This window comes from Xanthomonas sp. 4461 (assembly GCF_024806475.1).
Taxonomy (GTDB): Bacteria; Pseudomonadota; Gammaproteobacteria; order Xanthomonadales; family Xanthomonadaceae; genus Xanthomonas; species Xanthomonas arboricola_F.
In genome coordinates this window covers 46,091-69,314 of the sequence record NZ_JANTYV010000006.1, presented here as the reverse complement: position 1 = coordinate 69,314, position 23,224 = coordinate 46,091, and the positions used below count along the sequence as shown (strand labels likewise).

At 64.7% G+C, this 23,224-nt stretch carries 16 protein-coding genes and 1 pseudogene; 7 read left to right on the top strand and 10 right to left on the bottom strand.

The window, feature by feature from the left end; all coding sequences use genetic code 11:
• Nucleotides 1-69: 69 nt before the first annotated feature.
• Nucleotides 70-1,404: an Nramp family divalent metal transporter gene (locus FHY19_RS18960; RefSeq protein ID WP_259149198.1), complete on the top strand. Its 1,335-nt coding sequence runs from the start codon at nucleotides 70-72 to the stop codon at nucleotides 1,402-1,404.
• Between the two features lie 524 nt (nucleotides 1,405-1,928).
• Nucleotides 1,929-2,753: an alpha/beta hydrolase gene (locus FHY19_RS18955; protein WP_259152438.1), complete on the top strand. Its 825-nt coding sequence runs from the start codon at nucleotides 1,929-1,931 to the stop codon at nucleotides 2,751-2,753.
• Nucleotides 2,754-2,887: 134 nt separating this feature from the next.
• Here FHY19_RS18955 and FHY19_RS18950 read toward each other — a convergent pair whose 3' ends face one another.
• The 6 genes and pseudogenes from FHY19_RS18950 to FHY19_RS18925 form a co-directional block, all read right to left on the bottom strand.
• The gene (locus FHY19_RS18950) at nucleotides 2,888-3,286 is read right to left on the bottom strand and encodes a hypothetical protein (protein WP_259168162.1); all 399 of its coding nucleotides are present in this window, start codon (nucleotides 3,284-3,286) and stop codon (nucleotides 2,888-2,890) included.
• 129 nt (nucleotides 3,287-3,415) lie between these two features.
• Nucleotides 3,416-5,044: an MFS transporter gene (locus FHY19_RS18945; protein WP_259167806.1), complete on the bottom strand. Its 1,629-nt coding sequence runs from the start codon at nucleotides 5,042-5,044 to the stop codon at nucleotides 3,416-3,418.
• 85 nt (nucleotides 5,045-5,129) lie between these two features.
• Nucleotides 5,130-6,971: an amidohydrolase gene (locus FHY19_RS18940; protein WP_259168141.1), complete on the bottom strand. Its 1,842-nt coding sequence runs from the start codon at nucleotides 6,969-6,971 to the stop codon at nucleotides 5,130-5,132.
• A 113-nt stretch (nucleotides 6,972-7,084) separates the two neighbouring features.
• Nucleotides 7,085-7,522 (bottom strand): DoxX family protein, encoded by a 438-nt coding sequence (locus FHY19_RS18935; RefSeq protein WP_259167802.1) that lies wholly within the window; start codon nucleotides 7,520-7,522, stop codon nucleotides 7,085-7,087.
• Nucleotides 7,519-8,175, bottom strand: coding sequence for a hydrolase (locus FHY19_RS18930; protein ID WP_259149191.1), 657 nt, complete (start codon nucleotides 8,173-8,175; stop codon nucleotides 7,519-7,521). Before FHY19_RS18930 ends, FHY19_RS18935 begins: the two co-directional genes overlap by 4 nt.
• 83 nt (nucleotides 8,176-8,258) lie before the next feature.
• Nucleotides 8,259-8,648 (bottom strand): annotated as a pseudogene (locus FHY19_RS18925) (AraC family transcriptional regulator); the annotation flags it as partial.
• A 464-nt stretch (nucleotides 8,649-9,112) separates the two neighbouring features.
• Here FHY19_RS18925 and FHY19_RS18920 point away from each other — a divergent pair.
• From FHY19_RS18920 to FHY19_RS18905, 4 genes are all read left to right on the top strand, one after another.
• Nucleotides 9,113-12,205: a sensor histidine kinase gene (locus FHY19_RS18920; protein ID WP_259167798.1), complete on the top strand. Its 3,093-nt coding sequence runs from the start codon at nucleotides 9,113-9,115 to the stop codon at nucleotides 12,203-12,205.
• Nucleotides 12,198-12,839, top strand: coding sequence for a response regulator transcription factor (locus FHY19_RS18915; RefSeq protein ID WP_259167797.1), 642 nt, complete (start codon nucleotides 12,198-12,200; stop codon nucleotides 12,837-12,839). The genes FHY19_RS18920 and FHY19_RS18915 overlap by 8 nt, the downstream gene beginning before the upstream one ends.
• Before the next feature lie 413 nt (nucleotides 12,840-13,252).
• The gene (locus tag FHY19_RS18910; protein WP_259167796.1) at nucleotides 13,253-14,380 is read left to right on the top strand and encodes a Cache 3/Cache 2 fusion domain-containing protein; all 1,128 of its coding nucleotides are present in this window, start codon (nucleotides 13,253-13,255) and stop codon (nucleotides 14,378-14,380) included.
• Between the two features lie 44 nt (nucleotides 14,381-14,424).
• Nucleotides 14,425-15,048 carry a hypothetical protein gene (locus FHY19_RS18905; RefSeq protein ID WP_259167794.1) on the top strand — a complete coding sequence of 208 codons (624 nt, stop codon included), beginning with the start codon at nucleotides 14,425-14,427 and terminating at the stop codon, nucleotides 15,046-15,048.
• A gap of 209 nt (nucleotides 15,049-15,257) precedes the next feature.
• Here FHY19_RS18905 and FHY19_RS18900 read toward each other — a convergent pair whose 3' ends face one another.
• The 4 genes from FHY19_RS18900 to folD form a co-directional block, all read right to left on the bottom strand.
• Nucleotides 15,258-17,975, bottom strand: coding sequence for an AAA domain-containing protein (locus FHY19_RS18900; protein ID WP_259167792.1), 2,718 nt, complete (start codon nucleotides 17,973-17,975; stop codon nucleotides 15,258-15,260).
• A 610-nt stretch (nucleotides 17,976-18,585) separates the two neighbouring features.
• On the bottom strand, nucleotides 18,586-20,151 hold the full coding sequence (gene guaA, locus FHY19_RS18895; protein ID WP_259167790.1) for a glutamine-hydrolyzing GMP synthase: 1,566 nt from the start codon (nucleotides 20,149-20,151) through the stop codon (nucleotides 18,586-18,588).
• 121 nt (nucleotides 20,152-20,272) lie between these two features.
• Nucleotides 20,273-21,730 carry an IMP dehydrogenase gene (guaB, locus tag FHY19_RS18890; RefSeq protein WP_259149173.1) on the bottom strand — a complete coding sequence of 486 codons (1,458 nt, stop codon included), beginning with the start codon at nucleotides 21,728-21,730 and terminating at the stop codon, nucleotides 20,273-20,275.
• Between the two features lie 199 nt (nucleotides 21,731-21,929).
• Entirely contained in the window at nucleotides 21,930-22,823 is an 894-nt protein-coding gene (folD, locus tag FHY19_RS18885; protein ID WP_259167789.1) for a bifunctional methylenetetrahydrofolate dehydrogenase/methenyltetrahydrofolate cyclohydrolase FolD, read from the bottom strand.
• Between the two features lie 49 nt (nucleotides 22,824-22,872).
• Here folD and FHY19_RS18880 point away from each other — a divergent pair, with 49 nt between their 5' ends.
• Entirely contained in the window at nucleotides 22,873-23,193 is a 321-nt protein-coding gene (locus FHY19_RS18880) for a DUF1244 domain-containing protein (RefSeq protein WP_259167787.1), read from the top strand.
• Nucleotides 23,194-23,224 lie beyond the last annotated feature (31 nt).

The following is a 23,224-nucleotide window of genomic DNA, read 5'->3' as shown; positions in this document are numbered from 1 at the left end:
GTTTGCCAATGCTCAACAGCATAGCACTTGCTATATCATCCATCCCACCGCCCTCGCTGCCTCCCCTGCATGTCCGCCGATACGCTTTCCCCTGTGCGCTCTCCTGCCTCCACCAACGGCGGGCTGGGCGACCACCACGCCAGCGTGGCCGTGCCCAGGAACGGCCATTGGTGGTTCCGTCTGCTGGCCTTTCTGGGTCCGGGCTACATGGTGTCGGTGGGCTACATGGATCCGGGCAACTGGGCGACCGATCTGGCCGGCGGCTCGCAGTTCGGCTATCTGCTGCTGTCGGTGATCCTGCTGTCCAATGTCATGGCGATCGTGTTGCAGAGCCTGTCGGCGCGGCTGGGCATCGCCACCGGGCTGGATCTGGCGCAGGCCTGTCGCGCGCGCTACCCGCGTGGCGTGAACCTGGCGCTGTGGGGGCTGTGCGAGCTGGCGATCGTCGCCTGCGATCTTGCTGAAGTGATCGGCACCGCGATCGCGTTGAAGTTGTTGTTCGGTATTCCGCTCACCATGGGCGCGATCATCACCGCGATCGATGTGGTGCTGGTGCTGTTGCTGATGAATCGCGGCTTCCGTGCACTGGAAGCGTTTGTGATGGCGTTGCTGCTGATCATCTTCGTGTGCTTCGGCATCCAGATCGCGCTGGCGGCACCGCCGATCGCCGCCGTGCTGGGCGGCTTCATTCCGCGTGCGCAAGTAGTCACCGATCCACAGGCGCTGTATCTGGCCATCGGCATCATCGGCGCCACCGTGATGCCGCATAACCTGTACCTGCATTCGTCGATCGTGCAGACGCGCGCCTACCCGCGCACCGACGATGGACGTCGCTCGGCACTGCGCTGGGCAGTCACCGACAGCACCGTGGCGCTGATGTTTGCGTTGTTCATCAACGCGTCGATCCTGATCCTGGCGGCAGCGGTGTTCCATGCGCAGGGCCGCACCGACGTGCAGGAAATCGAACAGGCGCATGCCTTGCTCGCGCCGATGCTGGGCGTGGGGCTGGCCTCGACCCTGTTTGCGATCGCCCTGCTCGCCTCCGGGGTCAACTCGACGGTCACCGCGACGTTGGCCGGACAGATCGTGATGGAAGGCTTCCTGCAATTGCGCTTGCCGCCGTGGGTGCGCCGCTTGCTCACCCGTGGCATCGCCATCGTGCCGGTGGTGGTGGTGACCTGGTTATACGGCGAGGCAGGCACTGCGCGGCTGTTGGTGTTGAGCCAGGTGGTGCTGTCGATGCAGTTGCCGTTTGCGGTGATTCCGCTGGTGCGCTTTGTCTCGGACCGAACCCTGATGGGCGCGCTGGTGGCGCCGGCCTGGCTGGTACGCATGGCCTGGGTGATTGCGGCGGTGATCGTTGTCTTGAACGGCAAGCTGCTATGGGACACCGCACTGCACTGAGTGGCGGGCATAACCGGCATGGTCGATGGGACACGGCATCGGCGCGCGCTGCAGAGCCAGTCGGCGGTGCACGCTGAGGCTTTGATCAGCGCCGCACTGCGTTCATGCGAGGTGGATGTCCGGAAAGATCCACAACGGCACATCGACTGCAGCGAACGAGCTGATCTGCAACACGGGGGATAACCGCTGTAGAGCGCACGCAGATGCAATCTGCGCTGCAACGCAGGCGGTCTACTGCTCGCATGCACCGGCACGCCCGTGGCCTGCTCGCGCTGCGTGGCGCAGGCCCATGCGAGCGCGATGCGATCGCATCGTGCCACCGCCGGGCTGCATGCCCCTCGCCCCCAGGAGTGTTTATGGATCCGTTCGAGGCGCATCCGGCCGACGCCGGACGCCGCAGTTTTCTCATCACCGGCACGGTCGCCGTGGCAGCGTTGTCATTGCCAGCGCTCGCCACTGCCGCTGCTCCCGCACGCGCCCCCGCTGCCACCCCGTCCCACTCGTCCACTCACGGAGTCAACCCGATGTCCAATTTCGTCAAACGCCCCGACGGCGCCAACATCTTCTACAAGGATTGGGGCAAGGGCCAACCGGTCGTCTTCGCACATGGTTGGCCGCTCAGCGCCGATGCCTGGGACCCGCAAATGCTGTTCATGGGTCAGCACGGCTATCGCGTGATCGCGCACGACCGCCGCAGCCATGGCCGCTCCTCGCAGACCTGGGACGGTAACGACATGGACACCTATGCAGACGACCTGGCTGCAGTGATCGACGCGCTGGACCTGAAGGACGCGATCCTGGTCGGCCATTCCACCGGCGGTGGCGAAGTGGCGCATTACGTTGGCCGCCATGGCAGCAAGCGCGTGGCCAAGGTGGTACTGGTCGGCGCAGTGCCGCCGCAGATGGTCAAGAGCCCGACCAATCCGGGCGGCCTGCCGATGAGCGTGTTCGACGGCATCCGCGATGGCGTGGCCAAGGACCGTTCGCAGTTCTATCAGGACCTGACCACGCCGTTCTTCGGTGCCAACCGTGACGGCAACAAGGTCACCCAGGGCATGCGCGATTCGTTCTGGCTGCAAGGCATGCTGGGAGGCCACAAGGGTCAGTACGACTGCATCAAGGAATTCTCCGAGGTCGATTACACCGCCGACCTGAAGAAGATCGATGTGCCGGCGCTGGTGGTGCATGGCGACGACGACCAGATCGTGCCGATCGATGCGTCGGGCAAGTTGTCGGCCAAGATCATCAGCAACGCCGAACTGAAGATCTACGCTGGCGCGCCGCATGGCTTGACCGTCACCCACGCCGATCAGTTCAACAAGGATCTGCTGGCCTTCGCCAAGAGCTGATTTTTGCTTCACTGCGTCAGGCAAAGGCCGGCTCGTGAGAGCCGGCCTTTCGCTTTGGTGCGCGGGAATGCGTTGCGATCAGGCTGGCGGCCTCAGCGTCGATGGCTTGTTGCCAGTGGCGCCCGTGCCGGGCATCAATGCGTCTCGTGCAGGCGCGCTGCGGGTCCGTGCCGTGCTCGCAAGATGCCGAACCAGCAAGCGGTGTGGCAACGGTGCAGCTTCGCAGCATGGTCGCAACAAGGCGCAACGGACCAGCTCCAGGCATGGACTGGCCAGCCACCGGTCAGCGCAGCAGCCAGTACCCGGAAGAAACCGCCACGCAGCGCGACCACCAGCAACGCGACGCTCAGCCGTGGCGGTGCCAGCAATGGCAGGTCAGGCAGCCGGCAGCCGATATCGATCAGCAACGCACGCGATACGCCGACCGGTGAAAGACACGCGCCCTGCCCTGGCAGACCGTGCGGCCGATCGGGCCGCCGCCAGCAAGCAAGCAGGTTGCGCCCGGTCCGTGTGGCCGGCAGGCGCTCCAGCACTGCGTCTGCGCAAGCCGTTGCCAGCGCCGGCAACCGTCCTCACGCGCGGCAGGCACGGCCGATCTGGCAGCCGAAAGCGACGTCCATTTCAGCGCCGGGCCGATCGGGAGCGTCGCGCTGATGAAGTTCTCAGATATCCGCATGCGCATGCGGCGGCACCGCCACACCGCCGCCACCGACGAAGTGGCGCACCACCGGCGCGCGCTCGCCTTGATGCAGTGCGCGGATCTGCTCCTGCAGCTGGCGGTCGTCGCCGGTGACGCGCTCGTGCTGGCGCAGATGTTCCAGCCACGAGGCGACGATGAAATATTCCAGTTGCACGCCGGGTGTTGCCGCGTCTTCGGCGATACCCCAGACCACCGCACCATCACGGCGCCGCGCGTTGCCCAGTTGCGTCATCAGCTGCAGGAAGGTCACGCGCGCGTCGGCAGCGATGCGGTATTCGACCGTCACCAACACCGGGCCGCGATCGTGTTCGACCGCATCCGATTGCGCCGGCACAGGCCAGTGCCCGCCGGGGGCGAGGTCCAGCTGTTCGGTGCCGGCAATGCGTGCGCGCTTGACCAGCAGCGCCGCGATCACCGCACCAACGGCGGCAATCTGCAGGGCGGTCGCGATCGAGGTGCGCTGCGCCAACGCGCCCCAGACCAGCGAGCCGGCCGCCATACCCGCAGAAAACACTACGATGTACAGCGACAATGCACGTGCGCGCACCCAGGCAGGCACCGCCGTTTGTGCGGCGATCTGCAAGGACGACAGTACGCTGATCCAGGCCAGGCCGTTGACCACCATCACCACGCACAGCACTCCGATCTGACGCGACAATGCCAGCCCCAGCAACGAGGCTGCGCACACGATGGTGGCCACAAACACCAACAGGTCGCGGTCGTAGCGCGCACGCAGGCGTGGCAACAGCAATGCGCCACTGATCGCACCGATGCCGATGCAGCCCAGCAAGATGCCGTAGCTACCGGCGCCCAACTGCATGTCGCGACGGACCACCAACGGCAGCAATGCGGTCAGCGCGCTGGCGAACAGGAAGAACCCGGCGGCCTTGATCAGCACCGCCTGCAAGCGCCCGGCGCGTGCGGCGTAGCGCAGACCGGCACGCAGGCCCGCACCGAAGCTCTCCGGCGGCAAGGCAGAGACGTGCGCATCGCGACGCCAACGCCACAACACCAGCAGCATCAGGCCGAAGGTCACACCGTTGAGCAAAAATGCCCACGGCGGCCCGAATTGCGCCACGATCAAACCGCCAACCGCAGGGCCGATCGAGCGGGCGATGTTCATGCCGATCGAATTGAGCGCCACCGCCGAGGCCAGCATCGGCCGCGGCACCAGCTCCGACACGATTGCCGCCTGCGCAGGCATCGCCATTGCCGCGCCCATGCCCATCGCAAAGGTCAATGCCACCAGTACCCATGGGGTGAGCAACTGCAAATGCGATAGCAAGGCCAACGCTGCGGCCACCAGCAACATCCAGCCCTGGGTGAGCATCAGGTAGCGGCGGCGGTCGACGATGTCGGCCAGCGTGCCGGCCACCAGTGCGAACAGCACCACCGGCAAGGTGGTGGCCGACTGCACCGCCGCCACCATCAACGGCGAGCCGGTCTGTTCGGCCATGACCCAGGACGCGGCGACATCGTTGATCCAGGTGCCGATGTTGCTGCCTAAAATGGCCAGCCATAACGCACGAAAGATCGGCTCGCGCAGCGGCGCCCAGGCACCGCTATCGGCGGGTGCGGCAGAAGAAGTCATCGCGGCAAGGCTCCAGTGAACGGGGTGAAACAAACAAGGTGACGGGCCAGGATGCGCCGGCAGGCGCATCGCTACGGTGTCGATCTCAGAACGCGAAACACGCGCAACCCAACCCACCCCAGAAGCCGCGCAAATCATCGCTGGGCGCAGCATGCTGCGCTGCATGTCCATGCGGCCCGTGCGCGCGACAGCCATGACCATGCACGTGCGTGGCGCTGGCAAGCCCGCTGACCGCACCACCCACGTGATAGCCGCCGAAACGATTGACCGGCGACCAGTCCGGCATCGCCGGCGGCAAGGTGGGCGCCAGTGCGGCGAAGTCGCCATCGCCATGGACGACGCGACCACCCAGCACGGTCAGCACGCTGGTGATGTCGGCAATGGCGGCATCGTCGACGCGGAAGTAATCGTCCGACAACACGATGAAATCGGCCAGTTGCCCCGCCGCCAGCGTGCCCTTGTGGCTCTCATCGCCGGAGAACCACGCGCTGCCCTGCGTCCACAGCCGCAACGCCTGCTCGCGGTCGAGCAGGTTCTCTTCGCCGTACAACGCCAGGCCGCCCACCGTGCGTCCGGTGACCAGCCACGACAGCGCCACCCACGGGTTGTAACTGGCCACGCGCGTCGCATCGGTGCCGGCGCCCACCGGCACGCCGGCGGCCAGCATGCGGCGCACCGGTGGCGTGTGCCGCGCAGCCTGTACGCCATAGCGCTGGACAAACGCTTCGCCCTGATACGCCATGCGGTGCTGCACGGCGATGCCGCCGTTCAAGGCGCCGATGCGGTCGATGTTGCGTGGCGTGATGGTTTCGGCGTGGTCGATGAACCAATGCAGGCCATCGAAGGGAATGTCGGCATTGACCTTTTCGTAGACATAGAGAATGCGCGCGATGCTTTCGTCGTAGGTGGCATGGATACGGAATGGCCAACGCTTCTCGACCAGCAACCGCACCACCTGCTCCAGCTCGGGCTCCAGTTCCGGCGGCAGCTCCGGGCGCGGCTCGCTGAACTGCTCGAAATCCGCCGCCGAGAACACCAGCATTTCGCCTGCCCCGTTGTGCCGCAACAGATCGTCGCCCTTGCGCACCGGCAGCATCTCGGTCCAGCCGCGGAAGTCGTCGACTTCCCTGCCTTTGTTCTGGGTGAACAGGTTGTAGGCGATGCGCACGCTCAACTGGTCGGCCGCATGCAACTGCTCGATGACCTGGTAGTCCTCTGGATAATTCTGGAAACCACCGCCGGCATCGATCACCGAGGTGATACCCAGCCGGTTGAGTTCGCGCATGAAATGGCGGGTGGAATTGGCCTGATACTCCAACGGCAGACGCGGGCCCTTGGCCAGGCTGGCGTAGAGAATCAGCGCATTGGGCTTGGCCAGCAGCAGGCCGGTGGGGTTGCCCAGCTTGTCGCGCTCGATGCGCCCGCCGGGCGGATCGGCAGTGGCCTTGTCGTAGCCGCAGGCGCGCAAGGCCGCGCGGTTGAGCAGGGCGCGGTCATACAGATGCAGCAAAAATACCGGTGTCTCCGGTGCGAGTGCATTGATCTCGTCCAGGGTCGGCAAGCGCTTTTCGACGAACTGATGTGCGGTGAATCCACCGACCACACGCACCCATTGCGGCGCTGGCGTACGGTCGACCTGCGCCTTCAACATCGCCATCGCATCGGCAAGCGAGCGCACGCCATCCCAGCGCAGCTCCAGGTTGTAATTGAGCCCGCCGCGAATCAGATGGGTGTGGCTGTCGTTGAGGCCAGGCAACAGGCGCCGGCCTTGCGCATCGATGCTGCGGGCGCCAGCTGCCAGCGCCATGATCTGCGCGTCGTCGCCCACCGCCACGATGCGTCCATCGGCCACTGCAATGGCGGTGGCGCTGGGCTGACGCGGATCGAGCGTGGTGATGCGTGCGTTGCGAACGACAAGATCGACCATCTCAGACTTCCTTGAAGCAGACGAAGCGCCGGGCAAGGCGCCCAACGCAAGACCGGCGGCGGCGCCCTGCATCCACAGGCGCCGCCCGGCATCGTGATCCTTCGGCGCACCGCTCATGCGGCACCACGCCTGCGCAGCCCATCCAGCGACCATGCGCCACCGCCGGCGGCGGTCAGGGCCAGCAACAGCAACAGCCACATCAGCGGATATTCCATGCCACCGTGCATCCAGAACCAGCCCTTGGGCACGGCCACCACGACGGTGGTGGCCATGAACACGGCCGCCAGCGCGGCACTGACGCGCGTCCATAAACCCAGCAGCACCGCCAGCCCCGAGAGCGTCTGCACCAAGGCCAGCAGCAACGGCAGCGGCGGTGCGGACGGAAACCCGAATTGCTGTAATTCAGCAGCAAATCCAGCCAGCCCCGGCCCACCGAACCATCCCAGCAACTTGCCCAGACCATGCGGCAGCAGGAAGCCGCCGCCGGCAATGCGCAGCATCAGCAATGCCGATGCAAGACCGGCGCTGCTGCGTGGTACCGATGCGTTCAATGCCCGCCTTCCTGCGCGCCGAACATGGTCTTGGCGTACTGAATCCCGATGCCGTAGCCGCCTGCATGCGCACGCGCGATGCCGGTAGTGAGGTCGTAGGTGTCGCTGCGGGCCCAGTCGCGCTGCAATTCCAGCAGGTACTGCACACTGGTGATGGGCGCGGCGCCGGCCTGCACCATCCGCGTCACCGCGCGCTCGTGCGCTTCGTCGCTGACATCGCCGCAGGCATCGGTGATGACGTAGACCTCGAACCCCTGCTCGATCGCCGACAGCGTCGGGCCGACGATGCACACGCTGGTCCACAGCCCAGCAATCACCAGACGCTGCTTGCCGATGGCGTTGACGCGATCGATCACGCCCTGGTCTTCCCAGGCATTCATGCTGGTGCGGTCGAACACCGGCTCGCCGGCAAAGATCTCCGGCAGCTCGGGAAACAACGGGCCGGAGAACGATTTCTCTGCGACGGTGGTCAGAATCACGGGCACCTTGAAGCCCTTGGCGCCCTTGGCAATCAGCGACACGTTGTTGCGCAGCGCCGAGATGTCGATGGTATGCGTGGCGAACGCCATCTGCGATTGGTGGTCGATCAGGATCAGCGCGTGATCGCCGGGCGACAACAGGGACTGACCGGGGACGGCGGTGGCGGTGGTCATGCGTGATGCTCCAGGGAGGATGAAGAAGAACCAGCGGCGTGCCGATGCGCACGCGGTGCGGTGCGCGCGGCGCAGGGGGCGTTGGCCACTTGCGCGGCAAAGCGCGCCGGCGTGCAGCCGGTGGCATTGCGGAAGCTGCGCACGAAATGGCTTTGATCGAAGAAGCACAGATCGGTGGCGATCTGGCTGATGGTGTGGCGGCCTTCGCGCAACATCGCCTGCGCGCGTTCGAGGCGACGACGCCGCAAGTACTCCATCGGACTGGCGCCCAGCGCATCGCGAAACACGCGCGCAAAATGGAAGCGGCTCATGCAGGCAGCGCCGGCCAGTTGCGTCACGCCAATGGGCTCGTACAGATGCGTATCGATGTACTGCAGCGCTCTTGCCACGGCACGTGCGCGTGGAGCATGCGGTGCGTTGGTGGCGTTGCCTGCATGCAGATCGGGGCGACCAGCGGCAGTCAGACGTGCCATGCGGCGTCTCCGGCGGGGAATGACGCCATGGTGGGGCGAACATGCCGATCGCCCCACCCCTGATGGTGAGGCCGATCGCTCACTCTTTCGGGTGAGCAGCATGCGTGCTGCGACAAGCACGCATGGGATCGCATGGGTGCATCGCCATGGCCTGCACCCGCGCATGCAGGCCGACGCAGCGGCGAGACCGCGCGGTTGTTTCTGTCGCGCCTTGCAGTATCCAGGTCGGAATCCGCACGACACGCAAACCAAGCGAACGCCAGCGCATGGCACGACACGCTACAAGGCAGCGTCATCGCTGCTGCAGCCAACCGATGGTATCCGGCTCAGCGCACACCGCATCGCAGCGACACGCACGCACCCCACGCCACATGACGATCCATGCGTAGCCGATTTCCTGCCCGACCTGCCTCCCCCGAAAGAGGTGGTGGTGCTTGGCCCCGATCTCGCCCGACAATGCTGCAATGCCGCGCGAGCCCCCCATCCGCCTCCACCTGCTCTGGCGCCTGTGCGCAGCGGTGATCGTTGTGCTGTGCAGTTACGGGTGGCCGTGCACCCCCGTGTATGCCGAAGGCATCGCCGCAACGCGTGCTGGGCTGCTGCAATTCCACCACACCGCCTGGAGCACCGAGCGCGGCGCACCGGCCGATATCTGGGATATCCAGCAAGCCGATGCCGGGCCATTGTGGCTGGCGACCGGATTTGGGCTGTTTCAGTTCGATGGCGACCGTTTCGCGCGGCAGGCGGCGCCGGACGGCGAGGCCTATGCATCGCACAACATGACCGCGCTTGCGCTGGCGCCGGACGACACCGCCTGGATCGGCTACTTCAACGCCGGCATCGATCGCCTTGCCGACGGTCACCTGACGCACTTCAGCCCGGGCAAGGACGTGCCTGCCGGCATGGTGTTCCGCATCGAGCACGATGGCAGTGGGCGCTGGTGGGCCGCCATCGATGGCGGTTTGTGCTGGTTCAATGGGCAACGCTGGCAGCGTGCAGGCGCCGACTGGGGCTACACCGCCGAGCGCGCGCATTGGCTGCTACGCGATGTGCGCGGCACGCTCTGGGTCAGCGACGGCACCCAGATTCTGTCGTTGCGGCCTGGCGCCAAACGCTTCGAACCCAGCGGCCAGCAGGTGGGCCTCTACGTCACCATGGCCGAAAGTCCGGACGGAGCGATCTGGGTTGCAGACCCGTACCGCGGCGTGTTTGCGTTGACCGATGCGCATGGCGACGTGCTGCCCGCCGCGGCCCGTGCCCGGCTGCAATTTCCCGGGCTGTTCGCGCGGCGCATCCGGTTCATGCGCGATGGCGCGCTATGGGGCAGCGACTATGCGGCGCATGGTCTGTTCCGTATCGCCTTGCCCACATCGCCCACGCCGGTGCTGGAACGCTTCGGAACCGTACAAGGCCTGACCTCGGCCACTGCCGGCCCCTTGCTCGAAGACCGCGAAGGCAATCTGTGGGCCGGCACCAATCTGGGCCTCAACCGGTTCCGGCATCGCGCGTTGCTGCCGTTGGCGTCCTTGCTGCCGGGCCAGGCGATGGCGGTGGCAACCTTCAATCCCGCCCCGGGCACCGCCGCACGGCCGCTCCTGGCCAGCCTGCGCGATGGCCGGCTGCTGGCCTTGAGCCGCGATCGCCTCGAAGGCTTGCAGCATGGTGCGTCCCACCACATCCTGGATGTGCCGGCGACCGCCAATGGCTGGGTGCTCGGCGAGCATGCCTTGCTACGTCTGCAGGTCGGCCGCGTGCAACCGGTGGCGCTGCCGTTCGGCCTGCCGACCGGCGCCATCCGCGCCTTCGTCGTGGACAGCCGCAACCATCCCTGGGTCTGCCCGGATGCCGGCGGCCCCTACGCCTTCGACGGCAACGCCTGGCAGCCGCTGCCCACTCTGCAGGACAGCCCGTGCACGGTGCTCGCCAAGACGCGCGATGGCGGCGTGTGGGTGGGCACCATCAAGGGCGATGTGCGCCTGCTGCAGGGCCGGCAGGTGACGCGCTACAGCACAGAAAATGGCCTGTCGGTGGGGCCGATCACCGCCATCTGGCAAGGCCCATCGCTCACGCTGGTCGCCGGCGAAACCGGGCTGGCGGCGCTGGGCGCCGACGGCCGGTTCCGGCAAGTGGCCGATCAGACCAATCCGCTCCTGCAAGGCATCACCGGCATCGTGCAGGACCGGCACGGCACGCTGTGGTTGAACGGCAACCGCGGCGTGGTGCAGATCGCTCAACCTGCGCTGCTGCGCAGCGTGCAATCGGGCGTGGTCAGTCCGGCGCTGCGCCTGTACGACATCATGGACGGGTTGCCCGGTGTCGCCCAGCAGGCCACACCGGTCCCCACGGCCATCGCCGCCGACGACGGCCTGTTGTGGTTCACCACCAACCAGGGCCTGGCCTGGCTGGACCCCGAACAGACCTACCGCAACCCCACCGCGCCGGAAGTCTCCATCACCGACGTGGTCGCCAACGACCGCCCCTACCCGCGCACCGCCGGGCTGCGCCTGCCCAGGTGGACGCACCGCCTGCGCATCGGCTACGACGCTGTGAGCCTGACCCGGCCGGAACGCGTGCGTTTCCGCTACCGGCTGGAGGGCGTGGACGCGCAATGGCAGGACGCCGGCAACCGTAACGAGGCGTTCTATACCAACCTCGCGCCCGGCCGTTACCGCTTCCGCATTGCCGCCGCCAACAACGATGGCGTATGGAACGCGCGCGGCGACACCCTGGACTTTGTCATCGAAGCGGCCTTCGTGCAGACCTGGCAGTTCAAGGTGTGCGTCGCGCTCGCCCTGCTGCTGACGCTTGCGATGCTGTGGCGCATGCGCACCCGGCATGTTGCCGGACGCCTGCGTGCACGACTGGAAGAGCGCTACCGCGAACGCGAACGCATCGCGCGCGAGCTGCACGACACCTTGTTGCAGGGCACCCAGGGGCTGATCCTGCGGCTGCATGCCGCCAGCCGCTCGTTGCCGCAGGACGACCCGCGCCGGCTGGAGCTCGAACAGGCGGTCGACCTGGCCGAGAATGCGCTGGTCGAAGGCCGCGACCGCGTCAACGGCCTGCGCGACAGTTATTCGCTGCGCCAGGATCTGGCCGCCGCACTGCAGCGCGCACGCGAGGCCAGCATGCCACCGCCGTCGGCCGACCTGCAGGTGTCGGTGGAAGGACGCCCGGTGGCGCTGCGCCCGCTGGTGGCCGACGAAGTGTTCCAGCTTGGCCGCGAAGCATTGGCCAATGCCGATCGCCATGCCGACGCCACGCGCATCGCGCTGGAACTGCGTTACGGTTCACGTGACTTCGTGCTGCGCATCCGCGACGATGGCTGCGGCCTGGATCCGGACGTGCTGCATGGGCATGCGCGCACCGGGCACTGGGGGCTGACCGGCATGCAGGAACGCGCCAAACGCATCGGCGCCAAGATGCAGTTGTGGTCGCGTCCAGGCAGCGGCACCGCAATCCAGATCACGCTTCCGGCCCGCACCGCCTATGCGACGCCACCGCGCTGGTGGTGGCGATTTCGACCTGCACGATCCACGGAGAGCTCCAATGGCTGAGATGGTCAAACCGACCGACGTGCTGGTGGTAGACGATCATCCGCTGCTGCGCGACGGTCTCAGCGCCATGCTCGCCGCCGAACACGACATGCGTGTGGTCGGCGAAGCCGAAGACGGCGAACAGGCCGTGGCCTGCTACGCCAGCCTGCGCCCGGACGTGGTGCTGATGGATCTGCAGATGCCGCGCGTGGATGGCGTCGAGGCCATCCAGCGCATCCGCCGTGTCGACCCCGCCGCCAAGGTCATCGTGTTGACCACCTATACCGGCGATGTGCGTGCGGTGCGCGCACTGCAGGCCGGCGCCTGCGGCTACCTGCTCAAGAGCGCGCTGCGCCGCGAGCTGGTGGACACCATCCGCGACGTGCGCCGCGGCCAGCGGCGGCATGTGCCGGCGTCGGTGGCCGAAAACATCGCCGCCCACGTGCTCGACGACGCACTATCCGCCCGCGAGACGGAGGTACTGAGCCTGGTGGCCACCGGATGCTCCAACAAGCAGATCGGCAACGCCTTGAGCATTTCCGAAGAGACGGTCAAGGCGCATATGAAGAACATCCTGGCCAAGCTCGACGTGCGCGATCGCACCCATGCGGTTACCGTTGCCCTGCGCCGGGGAATCCTGTCGCTGGAAACCTGAGCCGCCTGCAACCTGGTAGGTCGCAAGCGTCGGTCGCTCTTCAATCGCCGCTTCACCCGGTCATCGCGGTAGCGCGGCGACGGCAGGCGGGGATGCCAAGCCCCCCGCGCGCATCGGCCGGCTCACCCGTCGCGCCGCGATGGATCGCCCCATGGAGGGCTCCCCCACCCCGCTGCCCACCACGCTCGCCAGCGCCAAGTCTGTAACCCGGTCCACCATTATTGAACGCAAGGCGCACAAGGCGATCGACACGCACTGTCAAATCGATCGGCTTGAGCTATCTTATGCCCCGCCAAGCGGCATGGGGGCCGCTTCAGCATCTTGTCTGACAGCCGATAACGGCTAGGTCCGACCGCCGCACAGCGCTGCGGCGGCACTCGATTCAATCACTAAACGCGTTCAGGGGAATTGCGATGCTTCGTCACTCTTTGCGGGTGCGCCTGCTGTTGCCGGTGCTGGCCTTGGTGCTGGTCGTGGTGGTGGCCCTCACGGTCATTCTGGCCATTACCGAAGCGAACCGGGTCAAGTTCGAGACCGGCGACGCGATCGAGCGCCAGTCGGTGTCCTTGCAGACCTTGTTCGCCGTCACCCGCTCGATGATGCTCGACCGCGTCAATTCCTCGATGCGCCAGTTGCGCAAGGAAGCCAATGCGCAGGGCGCCCCGAGCATCGGCAGCGAAATCCGCGTCGCCGACCGCAACGCCAACGACCTGCTGCTGGGCCAGCGCTCGCAGGCAAACGCCTTCACCATGCTGGACGACGTCACCGCCATCCACGAAGGCACCGCGACATTGTTCTCGCGTACCGGCGATGAGTTCGTACGCATTTCCACCAACGTCAAGAAGGACGACGGCAGCCGCGCCATCGGCACCGTGCTCGACCCCAACGGCCAGGCTGCCGCCAAGCTGCGCAACGGCGAGAGCTTCTACGGCGTGGTCGACATCCTCGGCAACCCGTATGTCACCGGCTACGAGCCGATCTTCGCCGGCAACGACAAGCGCGTCATCGGCGCCTGGTACGTCGGCTACAAGGCCGACACCCAGGCCCTGGAAAACGTGGTCAGCAGCCGTCGCGTGCTCGATTCCGGCTTCATCGCCGTGTTCGACAGCAAGAACAAGCTGCGCTTCCAGTCCACCACCGGTGCCACCACCGACACCGCCACCATTGAGCGCATCGTCAAGGACAGCCCGGACGACTGGGTCGTGACCAAGCAGGAAGTGCCCGACTGGGGCTTCACCCTGGTCTCGGCCTATCCCAAGAGCGACGTCAATGGCGTGATCGTGCGCCAGTCGCTGTGGATCGCCGGCATCGGCCTGCTGGTCTGCGCCCTGTTGCTTGGCCTGCAGTGGGCCCTGATCTGGAACCGCGTGCTGCGCCCCATCCAGCATCTGACCACCGTGGCCGAAGAACTGAGCCTGGGCAAGTGGAACCACACCATCGAAGAGGTCAACCTCAAGGATGAAATTGGTACCCTGGCGCGTGCCATCTCCCGCCTGTCCAACAGCGTCCGGTTGGCCATGGAGCGCCTCAGCAAACGCTGAGCCGCTCCGCCCGATTTCGTACCAGATGATGCAAGGAAGACGCCATGTCCAATGAATTCCGTCCGCTGATCGAGGTCCTGCGCGAGCTCAGGGCGCTGGCACTGAAGAAGGCGTCCGGCTTTCTGTTTGTCGTCACCGAAGAAAACCATTCCTGCATCGTCCGCCTCAATGCCGGGCAGATCGAAGAAGTGGTCTTCCGCATGCTGCGCAATGACGAGGCGGTGCAACGCCTCACCATGGTCGGCGCCGCGAAGGCCCGCTTCCAGACCGACCCCGGCGCCGGCCTGGGCAAGCCATCCTTGCTGAGCGAAGACTCGCGCCAGTGGTTGATGGGGGGGTTCGAGCAGGATCTGGGCGGTGCACCGGCCCCGGTGCGTGCCCCGGCTGCGCCCGCACCTGTTTCGGCGCCCGCGCCGGCGGCATCACCTGCCCCTGCACCGTCAGCCAATGGCGGCGCCGGCGCGCCGGACGAGCGCGTTCGCGATGCACTGGAAAAAGTCGCGCTGAACTATCTCGGCCCCATCGCCGGCATGTTGTGCGATGAAGCCTGGGAAGCCTCCAGCGATATCGAGCAGGTGCTCAGCCAGCTCGGCGCCAATCTTTCCACGCCGCAGGAAGCGCAGAAATTCATGGCCGACGCGCGCGTGGCACTGGCCAAGCTGCGCTGAGGCGAGGCCAAGCTGCCGACGGTGCACCAAACCATCCAGTGCTGATCTAGTCCTCGTCCACTACTTCAACCCATCGCTGTCTCCTTCGAAAAGTAATACTTGAGCAGGAAATCTGCGGGCATTACAGACCAGGCACCGCGTCGGCGGCTTGTGCACTGATTGCGCAGGATTGAAATACGGCCAGCTGCCTGGACACGGCGCGTCCCGCCCTATGCGCTGCGCGGTGCAGCCGCCCATTGAGCGATGAAGTCGCCGATAATTTCTGCGATGCCGCTCTTGATCGTGCTTAAGCGGAGGATGGGGATGCCACTTTTCGCCAGAATTCCGTTCTTCAAGGCGTCCCGCGCCGCCTGTTCTGGCCGGTCATGGGAACCACCATCGACCTCGATCACCCCTAAAGGCACCTTGCCCACCTTGAAATAGATGACGAAGTCGCAGCTGGCACGTGCCATGAAGGCTCGTTCGCGCTGCGTTAAATCCGGATTACTCGGCGATGCGACCTGATCCAGCTTGATCTGATCGTGGTACATCAACGACCGGTATACCGATGCGGAAAGCGCCTCGCGCAGTAACTGCGCTGCGATCTGTTCGGACTTGTAGCGCGAGTCCTCCGGCCTCAAGCGCGCGTTCAAGCGCGCAAGGGAGTGGTCGTACTCGCGATACAGCAGATCGAAGGCTGACACCACCGGCGCACGCACAATCTGCTCGTCCTGCGCGTAATAGCTGACGTAGCGCATCAGAGCCGCGATCTGGCCGTTGTTGCCGATGAACACTTCGTCGCCCGTCACCAAGGTGAAGCGGTGCCTGGCTCGCGACACCGCTACGTTGATCATGTGCGGGTCGTCAACGAAATCCAGCCGCTCGCGTTGCTGGTTGTAGCGCTTCTTGTCCAGCACGGTGGAGAACACGATCTCGTCGCACTCCCGGCCCTGGAACTTGTGCACGGTGTCCTTGACGAAATCCTCCGGCAAGCAGGTACCCGAGAGATCAACCTGCGCTCGGAACGGGGCGATAAAGCCACGGCCGTCGCGGTCCATCCCGACGGGCTCGCCCTCGTCGTCAAGCAACTTGAGCAGGGAATCCAGCTCCCTGAGGTTGGTGTTGTTACGGGTATGGTTCCCCCTGGCAGTCACCACCAGGCGTAGAGGCGACTCACCTTTATCTTCGGTCATTGGTACCAGTGCATTGTCGTAGAACTGCTGGTTGCAGAACTGGATGATCCTGGGGTGGCAGCGATAGTGCTCTTTCAACAGCGTCCTGGGTATCGCAGCCCCGAATACATTGATGCACGAATCGAGCAAACTGTATCGCTCGCAATCGTAGGCAGCGGCGGGCGCAGGCAGGCCGAGAGCAACCGGAATGTGCGCCAACTGGCGGTTATCGCCGACGACGATCAGGTTCTTTGCGCAGCCCAGAGGTAGGATGCCCGGCACAATGTCCTGCAATGAAGCCTCGTCGATGATCACATAATCGAGGATTGCGCCAGACGCGATCGAATTGACAAGGGAGTGCGTACCGCTGCCCAGAATCGGGAAACGCCGCAGAAAGGCATCGAACTGTTGTTGATGCCGGTACGTGTTGGCATCGAAGCTGTCCGAAGACCGCACCTGAGCTTGCAGATGTTGCTTCAGGTGACGCATCGATGCCGCCTTCAACGTCTCCAGCGAAACATCGAAATCAGCCAGTGCCAGCGAGTCGCGGCACTTCTGCAACTCCGCTTCCTTGTCTCGTGACGCCTTGTCGTAATAGTGCATCTGCAGGGCATGGAAAACGCTCAGGCGCGCATCGCCATCGGTGAACGGCTTGGTGCGGAAAATCTTGAACTTGAACAGCAGCTCGATGCGATCTTTGAGGCGGATGCGCTGCTCACCGAGATGGGCCAGGTAGGCCATCAGATCCGTGGTCTTGGGCGGCGACAGTCCGTACTTGTCCAGCGAGACGGTCACCTGCACACCGCTTTCTGCTTGCCACTCCTGCAGATAGCGCCGCTCGACGGTCAGCTCGTCTAGCTCGACCTGCAGTTGCGCCACCCGATTGCGATCGTGTAAGTGCTGTTTCACGCGGTCGAGCAGGACCTGGACTTCCTCCAACGACGGCGCAGGCTCGGATTCGATGGATGGCCACGGTGCTAGATCGGCGAAGAAGTCCTTGCGGTTGTTCTGGTTACCGAGCTTGGCGACCAGGTGACCCAGGCCGCACTTCTCCAGCTTCTCGTAGACGTTTTCCACCGCCGCATTGTTGTTGGACAGTACCGCCACCGTCTGCCCACGCAGCAGGATATTGGCGAGGATGTTGAGGATGGTCTGGGTCTTGCCGGTCCCTGGTGGGCCCTCGATGACGCTTACCTGCGCACGAAACGCCTGCTCGACCGCCGCAAGCTGGCTCTCGTTCAACCCGAACGGATAGATCAGCCCCTGACCTGCCGCTAGTACGCCGTTACGCCCCGTGCAATAGGCCTGCAAGGCAGTGTCGGCACTGGCGGGCAGTTTTCCCAATTGGTGCACGACATTTGCAGCGATTTTGCGGTCAGTCTCGGATTTCGCGCTATCGCGCCGGGCATTCGCCACGACTGAGAAGTAATGGAAGATCGGCGTATCTTTTATCGCCGTTGGCGCGACAAGACCGATACCTTCCATCTTATAGACGTAGGGCCTATTGGTGCCCGGATAGTGCACGACCGCATACCGTTCGTCATAGATCGTCACCTTGGAGATGGGCTTGACGATCGTGCTACCTGGTTTTGTCATTAACATCGCGCCCAACTCGCGCGTTGGAGAAACGCGACAGTTGCCAAGTGGGCGGGTGTAGGTTTTTTTTGAAGGGTAATGACAAACCAGTTGCAGGGCTTTGTACTTGTCGCTCCAGCAAATCACCCAATCACTGATCTTCGCAGTCTTATCTTCGCCATCCACATGGATAGAAACCATACGTCCCTTATGCGTGCGCGAACGGCATCTTGATTTCGCTTTGCGGCGAACATCCAATGCAATTCTCTGTGCCGATAAGGATTTATCTTGCCATTACCGCCTTGTGGAAAAATATGGCTGTATGGTCAGCAAGAGGCAATCTGTGACGCAAGGCAATTAGCGCGCAGCTGCAAACCGGCGCGCGGGACTCTTCTATATTTCTCAGGCACTGCACCATTGCATGCCTTCAGCGCCACGGCGCCACTTCAGTATGCACGCCCACCGGAATGTCGATCAGAAGCGCTCCGGCGCTGAAAGATTGTTGGCGTCGAGCAAGTTTTCGCGAGCTAGCATCAGCGAGAGGCCGCCACAGCCCCCTGCCCGACCTTGGCAGCCTGTGGGCAGCAAGGTCGGGAGTGTCGTTCTGGCTAATGGATAGTTCCTCCACGCTACACCATCGGTGCGCTCAAGCCGCTGCCATCACCGGCTTGCCGCAGTTCGGCTGCGCCATACAGGCGATCCATGCTCTGGCCGGTGATAGCCACCACTAGCTCTGGTGACGTACTTTTTTAAAACAATACGTTACGAGGATTTTTCGATAGTCTGCGATAGCCCGCCCGAAGGACCAGTCTCACTCCCACTCGATCGTCGCCGGCGGCTTGCCGGAGATGTCGTAGACCACGCGCGAGACGCCGCGCAGTTCGTTGATGATGCGGTTGCTCACCGTGCCGAGGAAGTCGTACGGCAGGTGCGCCCAGTGCGCGGTCATGAAGTCGATGGTCTCCACCGCACGCAGCGCGATCACCCACTCGTAGGCGCGTGCATCGCCGACCACGCCAACCGACTTGACCGGCAGGAACACCGCGAACGCCTGGCTGGTCTTGTCGTACAGGTCGGCCTTGCGCAGTTCATCGATGAAGATCGCATCGGCCTTGGCCAGCAGTTCGGCGTATTCGCGCTTCACTTCGCCCAAGATGCGCACGCCCAGGCCCGGGCCCGGGAACGGATGGCGGTACACCATCGTGCGCGGCAAGCCGAGTTCGACACCGAGGCGACGCACTTCGTCCTTGAACAGTTCGCGCAGCGGTTCGACCAGGCCCAGCTTCATGTGTTCCGGCAAGCCGCCCACGTTGTGGTGGCTCTTGATCACGTGCGCCTTGCCGGTCTTGCTGCCGGCCGACTCGATCACGTCCGGGTAGATCGTGCCCTGCGCCAGCCACTTGGCATTGGCCAGCTTGTTGGACTCTTCATCGAAGATGTCCACGAACAGGTTGCCGATGATCTTGCGCTTGGCTTCCGGGTCGCTCACGCCTTCGAGCTTGGCGAAATAACGGTCTGCCGCGTTGACGCGAATCACCTTGACGCCCATGTGCTCGGCAAACATCGCCATCACCTGGTCGCCTTCCTGCCAACGCAGCAGGCCGGTATCGACGAACACGCAGGTCAGCTTGTCGCCGATCGCCTTGTGCAGCAATGCGGCGACCACCGACGAATCCACACCGCCGGACAAACCCAGGATCACTTCGTCATCGCCCACCTGCGCGCGCACGCGCGCAATCTGGTCGTCGATGATGTTGGCGGCGGTCCACAGCGTCTGACAGCCGCAGACATCGACCACGAAACGACGCAGCAAGGTCTGGCCCTGCAGCGTGTGGGTAACCTCGGGGTGGAACTGCACGCCGTACCAGCGCTTGTCCTCGTTGGACATCGCCGCCACCGGAATGCGGTCGGTTACGGCAGTAATGGTGAAGCCGGGCGGCACTTGCGACACGTGGTCGCCATGGCTCATCCACACGTTCAACCGCGATGCGCCCGCATGGTCGGTCAGGCCGGAGAACAATGCATCGGCCGCGACGACATCCACCTCCGCATGGCCGAATTCGCGTTGATCGGCCGCTTCGGTGGCGCCGCCCAGCTGCGCAGCCAGGGTCTGCATGCCGTAACAGATACCGAACACCGGCAAGCCGCTGTCGAACACTTCCTGCGGCGCCACCGGCGCGCCCGGCAAGGTGGTCGACTCCGGGCCACCAGACAGAATGATGCCTTTGGCACCGAAGCTGGCAATCTCGGACGGATCGTGATCCCAGGCCCAGATCTCGCAGTACACACCGATTTCGCGAATGCGCCGCGCGATCAACTGCGTGTACTGCGCGCCGAAATCGAGGATGAGGATCTTGTCGTTATGGATGCTGGTCATTGAGAGCCGGGAATCGAGAATCGGGATTGGGGAATCGCAACAGCAAACGCGGCGCCAGCCGCTATCGGACGAGGAACCGCCGGGCTTTTACGATTCCCGATTCGCGATTCCCCATTCCCGATCATCCAGCGCGATAGTTCGGCGGCTCTTTGGTGATCTGCACGTCGTGCACGTGGCTTTCGCGCTGGCCGGCGCCGGTGATCTTGACGAACTTCGGCTTGGTGCGCATGTCTTCGATGGTGGCGCAGCCCACATAGCCCATGGTCGCGCGCAGGCCACCGATGAGCTGATGGATGATGCCGCCGACCGGGCCGCGGTACGGCACGCGCCCTTCGATGCCTTCCGGAACCAGTTTGTCGGCGTCGGAAGCATCCTGGAAATAGCGGTCCTTGGACCCCTTCTCCATCGCGCCCAGGCTACCCATGCCGCGGTAGCTCTTGTAGCTGCGGCCCTGGAACAGTTCGACTTCGCCCGGCGCCTCTTCGGTACCGGCCAGCAGGCCGCCGACCATCACCGTGGACGCACCGGCGACCAGCGCCTTGCCGATATCGCCGGAATAGCGGATGCCGCCATCGGCGATCAACGGAATGCGGTCCTGCAACGCTTCGGCCACCATGTCCACCGCGGTGATCTGCGGCACGCCGACGCCTGCGACCACGCGCGTGGTGCAGATCGAGCCCGGGCCCACGCCGACCTTGACCGCATCGGCGCCGGCATCCATCAAGGCCAGCGCGGCATCGCCGGTGACGATGTTGCCGCCGATCACCTGCAGGTGCGGATAGGTCTTCTTGACCCAGGCCACACGGTCGATCACGCCCTGCGAATGACCGTGCGCGGTATCGACGATGACCACGTCGACGCCGGCAGCGGCCAGCAGTTCGATCCGCTGTTCGGTATCGCCGCCAACACCCACGGCCGCGCCGACCAGCAGCCGCGTGGCGGCATCCTTGGCGGCGTTGGGGTTGTCGGTCTTCTTCTGGATATCCTTGACCGTAATCAGGCCGCGCAGCTCGAAGCTGTCGTTCACCACCAGGATCTTTTCGATACGGTTGCGATGCAGCAGCTCGAGCACTTCCTCATCGCTGGCGCCTTCGCGCACGGTGATCAGGCGATCCTTCTTGGTCATGATGTGGCGAACCGGATCGTCGAGCTTCTTTTCGAAGCGCATGTCGCGGCTGGTCACGATGCCGACCAGTTCGCTGCCGTCCACCACCGGCACGCCGGAGATGTTGCGTGCGCGCGTCAGCGCGATCACTTCGCCGATTGTGGTGTCCGGGCTCACCGTGAACGGCTCGGTAATCACCCCGGACTCGAACTTCTTGACCTTGGCCACTTCGGCAGCCTGCTGCGCCGGGGTCAGGTTCTTGTGGATGATGCCGATGCCGCCCAGCTGCGCCATGGCCACGGCCAAGCGGTGTTCGGTCACCGTGTCCATCGCGGCCGACAGGATCGGCAGTTTCAGACGCAGATCGCGGGTCAGCCGGGTTTCCAGGCTGACATCCTTGGGCAGGACGATCGAATGAGCGGGGACGAGCGAAACGTCGTCGTAGGTGAGAGCTTCAGCCTGGATGCGGAGCATCGGCGGACCCGAGTTTGGGGAAGCGCGGCATTTTAACGCATTAGGGCCGCAATTGGGGAGTCTGGGGTCGGGAGTGGCAAAGACGCCGCCCTGCACCGCCCCGCAGTTCGTCAGGATGCCGATGGCCCGCAGATCCCGCACGCGATCCGGATCGGCCGACGCATGCACTTGGCCGTCGCCTTTAACGAATCCCCAATCCCTAATCCCCAATCCCGGCCGCATCAGCGGCCTCGATGGTGTTCTGCATCAGCGTGGCCACCGTCATCGGCCCCACCCCGCCCGGCACCGGGGTGATCCAGGCCGCGCGCCTTGCTGCCGCATCGAAGCCGACATCGCCAACCAGGCGTCCGTCTTCCAGGCGGTTGATGCCGACATCGATCACCACCGCACCCGGCTTGACCCACTCGCCGGGAATCAGCCCGGGGCGGCCCACGGCCACCACCAGAATGTCGGCATTGCGCACGCTGGCCTCCAGCACATCGGCCGGGGTGAACTTGTGGCAGCTGGTGACCGTGCAACCGGCGATCAACAGTTCCAGCCCCATCGGCCGGCCGACGTGATTGCTCACGCCAACAATGGTCGCGTTGCGTCCACGCACCGGTTGATCGGTATGTGCGAGCAAGGTCACGATGCCGCGCGGCGTGCACGGGCGCAGGCCGAATTCGCGCAACGCCAGATGCCCCACATTTTGCGGATGGAAGCCATCCACATCCTTGCGCGGATCGATCCGTTGGATCAGCCGATTGGCATCGGGAATCCCCGGCAGCGGCAGCTGGATCAGGATGCCGTGGATCTTGGGATCGGTGTTGAGTTCGTCGATCAGGGCCGCCAGCTCGGCCTCGCTGGTGCCGTGCGGCAGGTCGTAATCGAACGCTGCGATACCCACTTTTTCCGCCGCGCGCCGCTTGTTGCGCACATACACCGACGACGCCGGGTCGCCGCCCACCAGCACCACCGCCAACCCGGGCCGCGCCTTGCCCGCCGCCACGCGCGCATCCACGCGCAGCTTCAGCCCGTCGAGCAGGTCCTCGGCAATGCGGCGACCATCGAGAAGGCGGGCCGAAGCGGAGGCAGCTGGCGCGGAAGCGGTCATGGGGCGTCAGGTGTAGAGTCGAAGGCCGTCTATTGTCCCCGATTCCGTCATGACCGACACCACCTCGCCCACCGATTCGACCACCACCGCCATCGAAGCGGCCGCATTCCGCCGCTTGCTGCAGCATCTCAACCAGCAGCGCACCGATGTGCAGAACATCGACCTGATGATCCTGGCCGGCTTCTGCCGCAACTGCCTGGGCGACTGGTACCGCGAAGCGGCCGAGGCACAGGGCCAGCCGATGAGCAAGGAACAGGCACGCGAGGCGGTCTACGGCATGCCGTTCGCGCAGTGGAAGCAGCAGCACCAGAAAGACGCCACTGCCGAACAGCTCGAAGCATTCGCTGCGGCCCAGCGCAAACACGGCTGATCGTTGGTCGGGACGCGCGGTTGGCGTGACT

Excerpts from the sequence above, each read along its gene's own strand:
- guaA (WP_259167790.1), bottom strand. The coding sequence starts at position 20,151 with ATGACCAGCATCCATAACGACAAGATCCTCATCCTCGATTTCGGCGCG.
- FHY19_RS18960 (WP_259149198.1), top strand. The coding sequence starts at position 70 with ATGTCCGCCGATACGCTTTCCCCTGTGCGCTCTCCTGCCTCCACCAAC.
- FHY19_RS18915 (WP_259167797.1), top strand. The coding sequence starts at position 12,198 with ATGGCTGAGATGGTCAAACCGACCGACGTGCTGGTGGTAGACGATCAT.
- FHY19_RS18900 (WP_259167792.1), bottom strand. The coding sequence starts at position 17,975 with ATGGTTTCTATCCATGTGGATGGCGAAGATAAGACTGCGAAGATCAGT.
- FHY19_RS18905 (WP_259167794.1), top strand. The coding sequence starts at position 14,425 with ATGTCCAATGAATTCCGTCCGCTGATCGAGGTCCTGCGCGAGCTCAGG.
- FHY19_RS18940 (WP_259168141.1), bottom strand. The coding sequence starts at position 6,971 with ATGGTCGATCTTGTCGTTCGCAACGCACGCATCACCACGCTCGATCCG.
- FHY19_RS18930 (WP_259149191.1), bottom strand. The coding sequence starts at position 8,175 with ATGACCACCGCCACCGCCGTCCCCGGTCAGTCCCTGTTGTCGCCCGGC.
- FHY19_RS18910 (WP_259167796.1), top strand. The coding sequence starts at position 13,253 with ATGCTTCGTCACTCTTTGCGGGTGCGCCTGCTGTTGCCGGTGCTGGCC.
- FHY19_RS18920 (WP_259167798.1), top strand. The coding sequence starts at position 9,113 with ATGCCGCGCGAGCCCCCCATCCGCCTCCACCTGCTCTGGCGCCTGTGC.
- FHY19_RS18955 (WP_259152438.1), top strand. The coding sequence starts at position 1,929 with ATGTCCAATTTCGTCAAACGCCCCGACGGCGCCAACATCTTCTACAAG.
- folD (WP_259167789.1), bottom strand. The coding sequence starts at position 22,823 with ATGACCGCTTCCGCGCCAGCTGCCTCCGCTTCGGCCCGCCTTCTCGAT.
- FHY19_RS18880 (WP_259167787.1), top strand. The coding sequence starts at position 22,873 with ATGACCGACACCACCTCGCCCACCGATTCGACCACCACCGCCATCGAA.
- guaB (WP_259149173.1), bottom strand. The coding sequence starts at position 21,730 with ATGCTCCGCATCCAGGCTGAAGCTCTCACCTACGACGACGTTTCGCTC.
- FHY19_RS18945 (WP_259167806.1), bottom strand. The coding sequence starts at position 5,044 with ATGACTTCTTCTGCCGCACCCGCCGATAGCGGTGCCTGGGCGCCGCTG.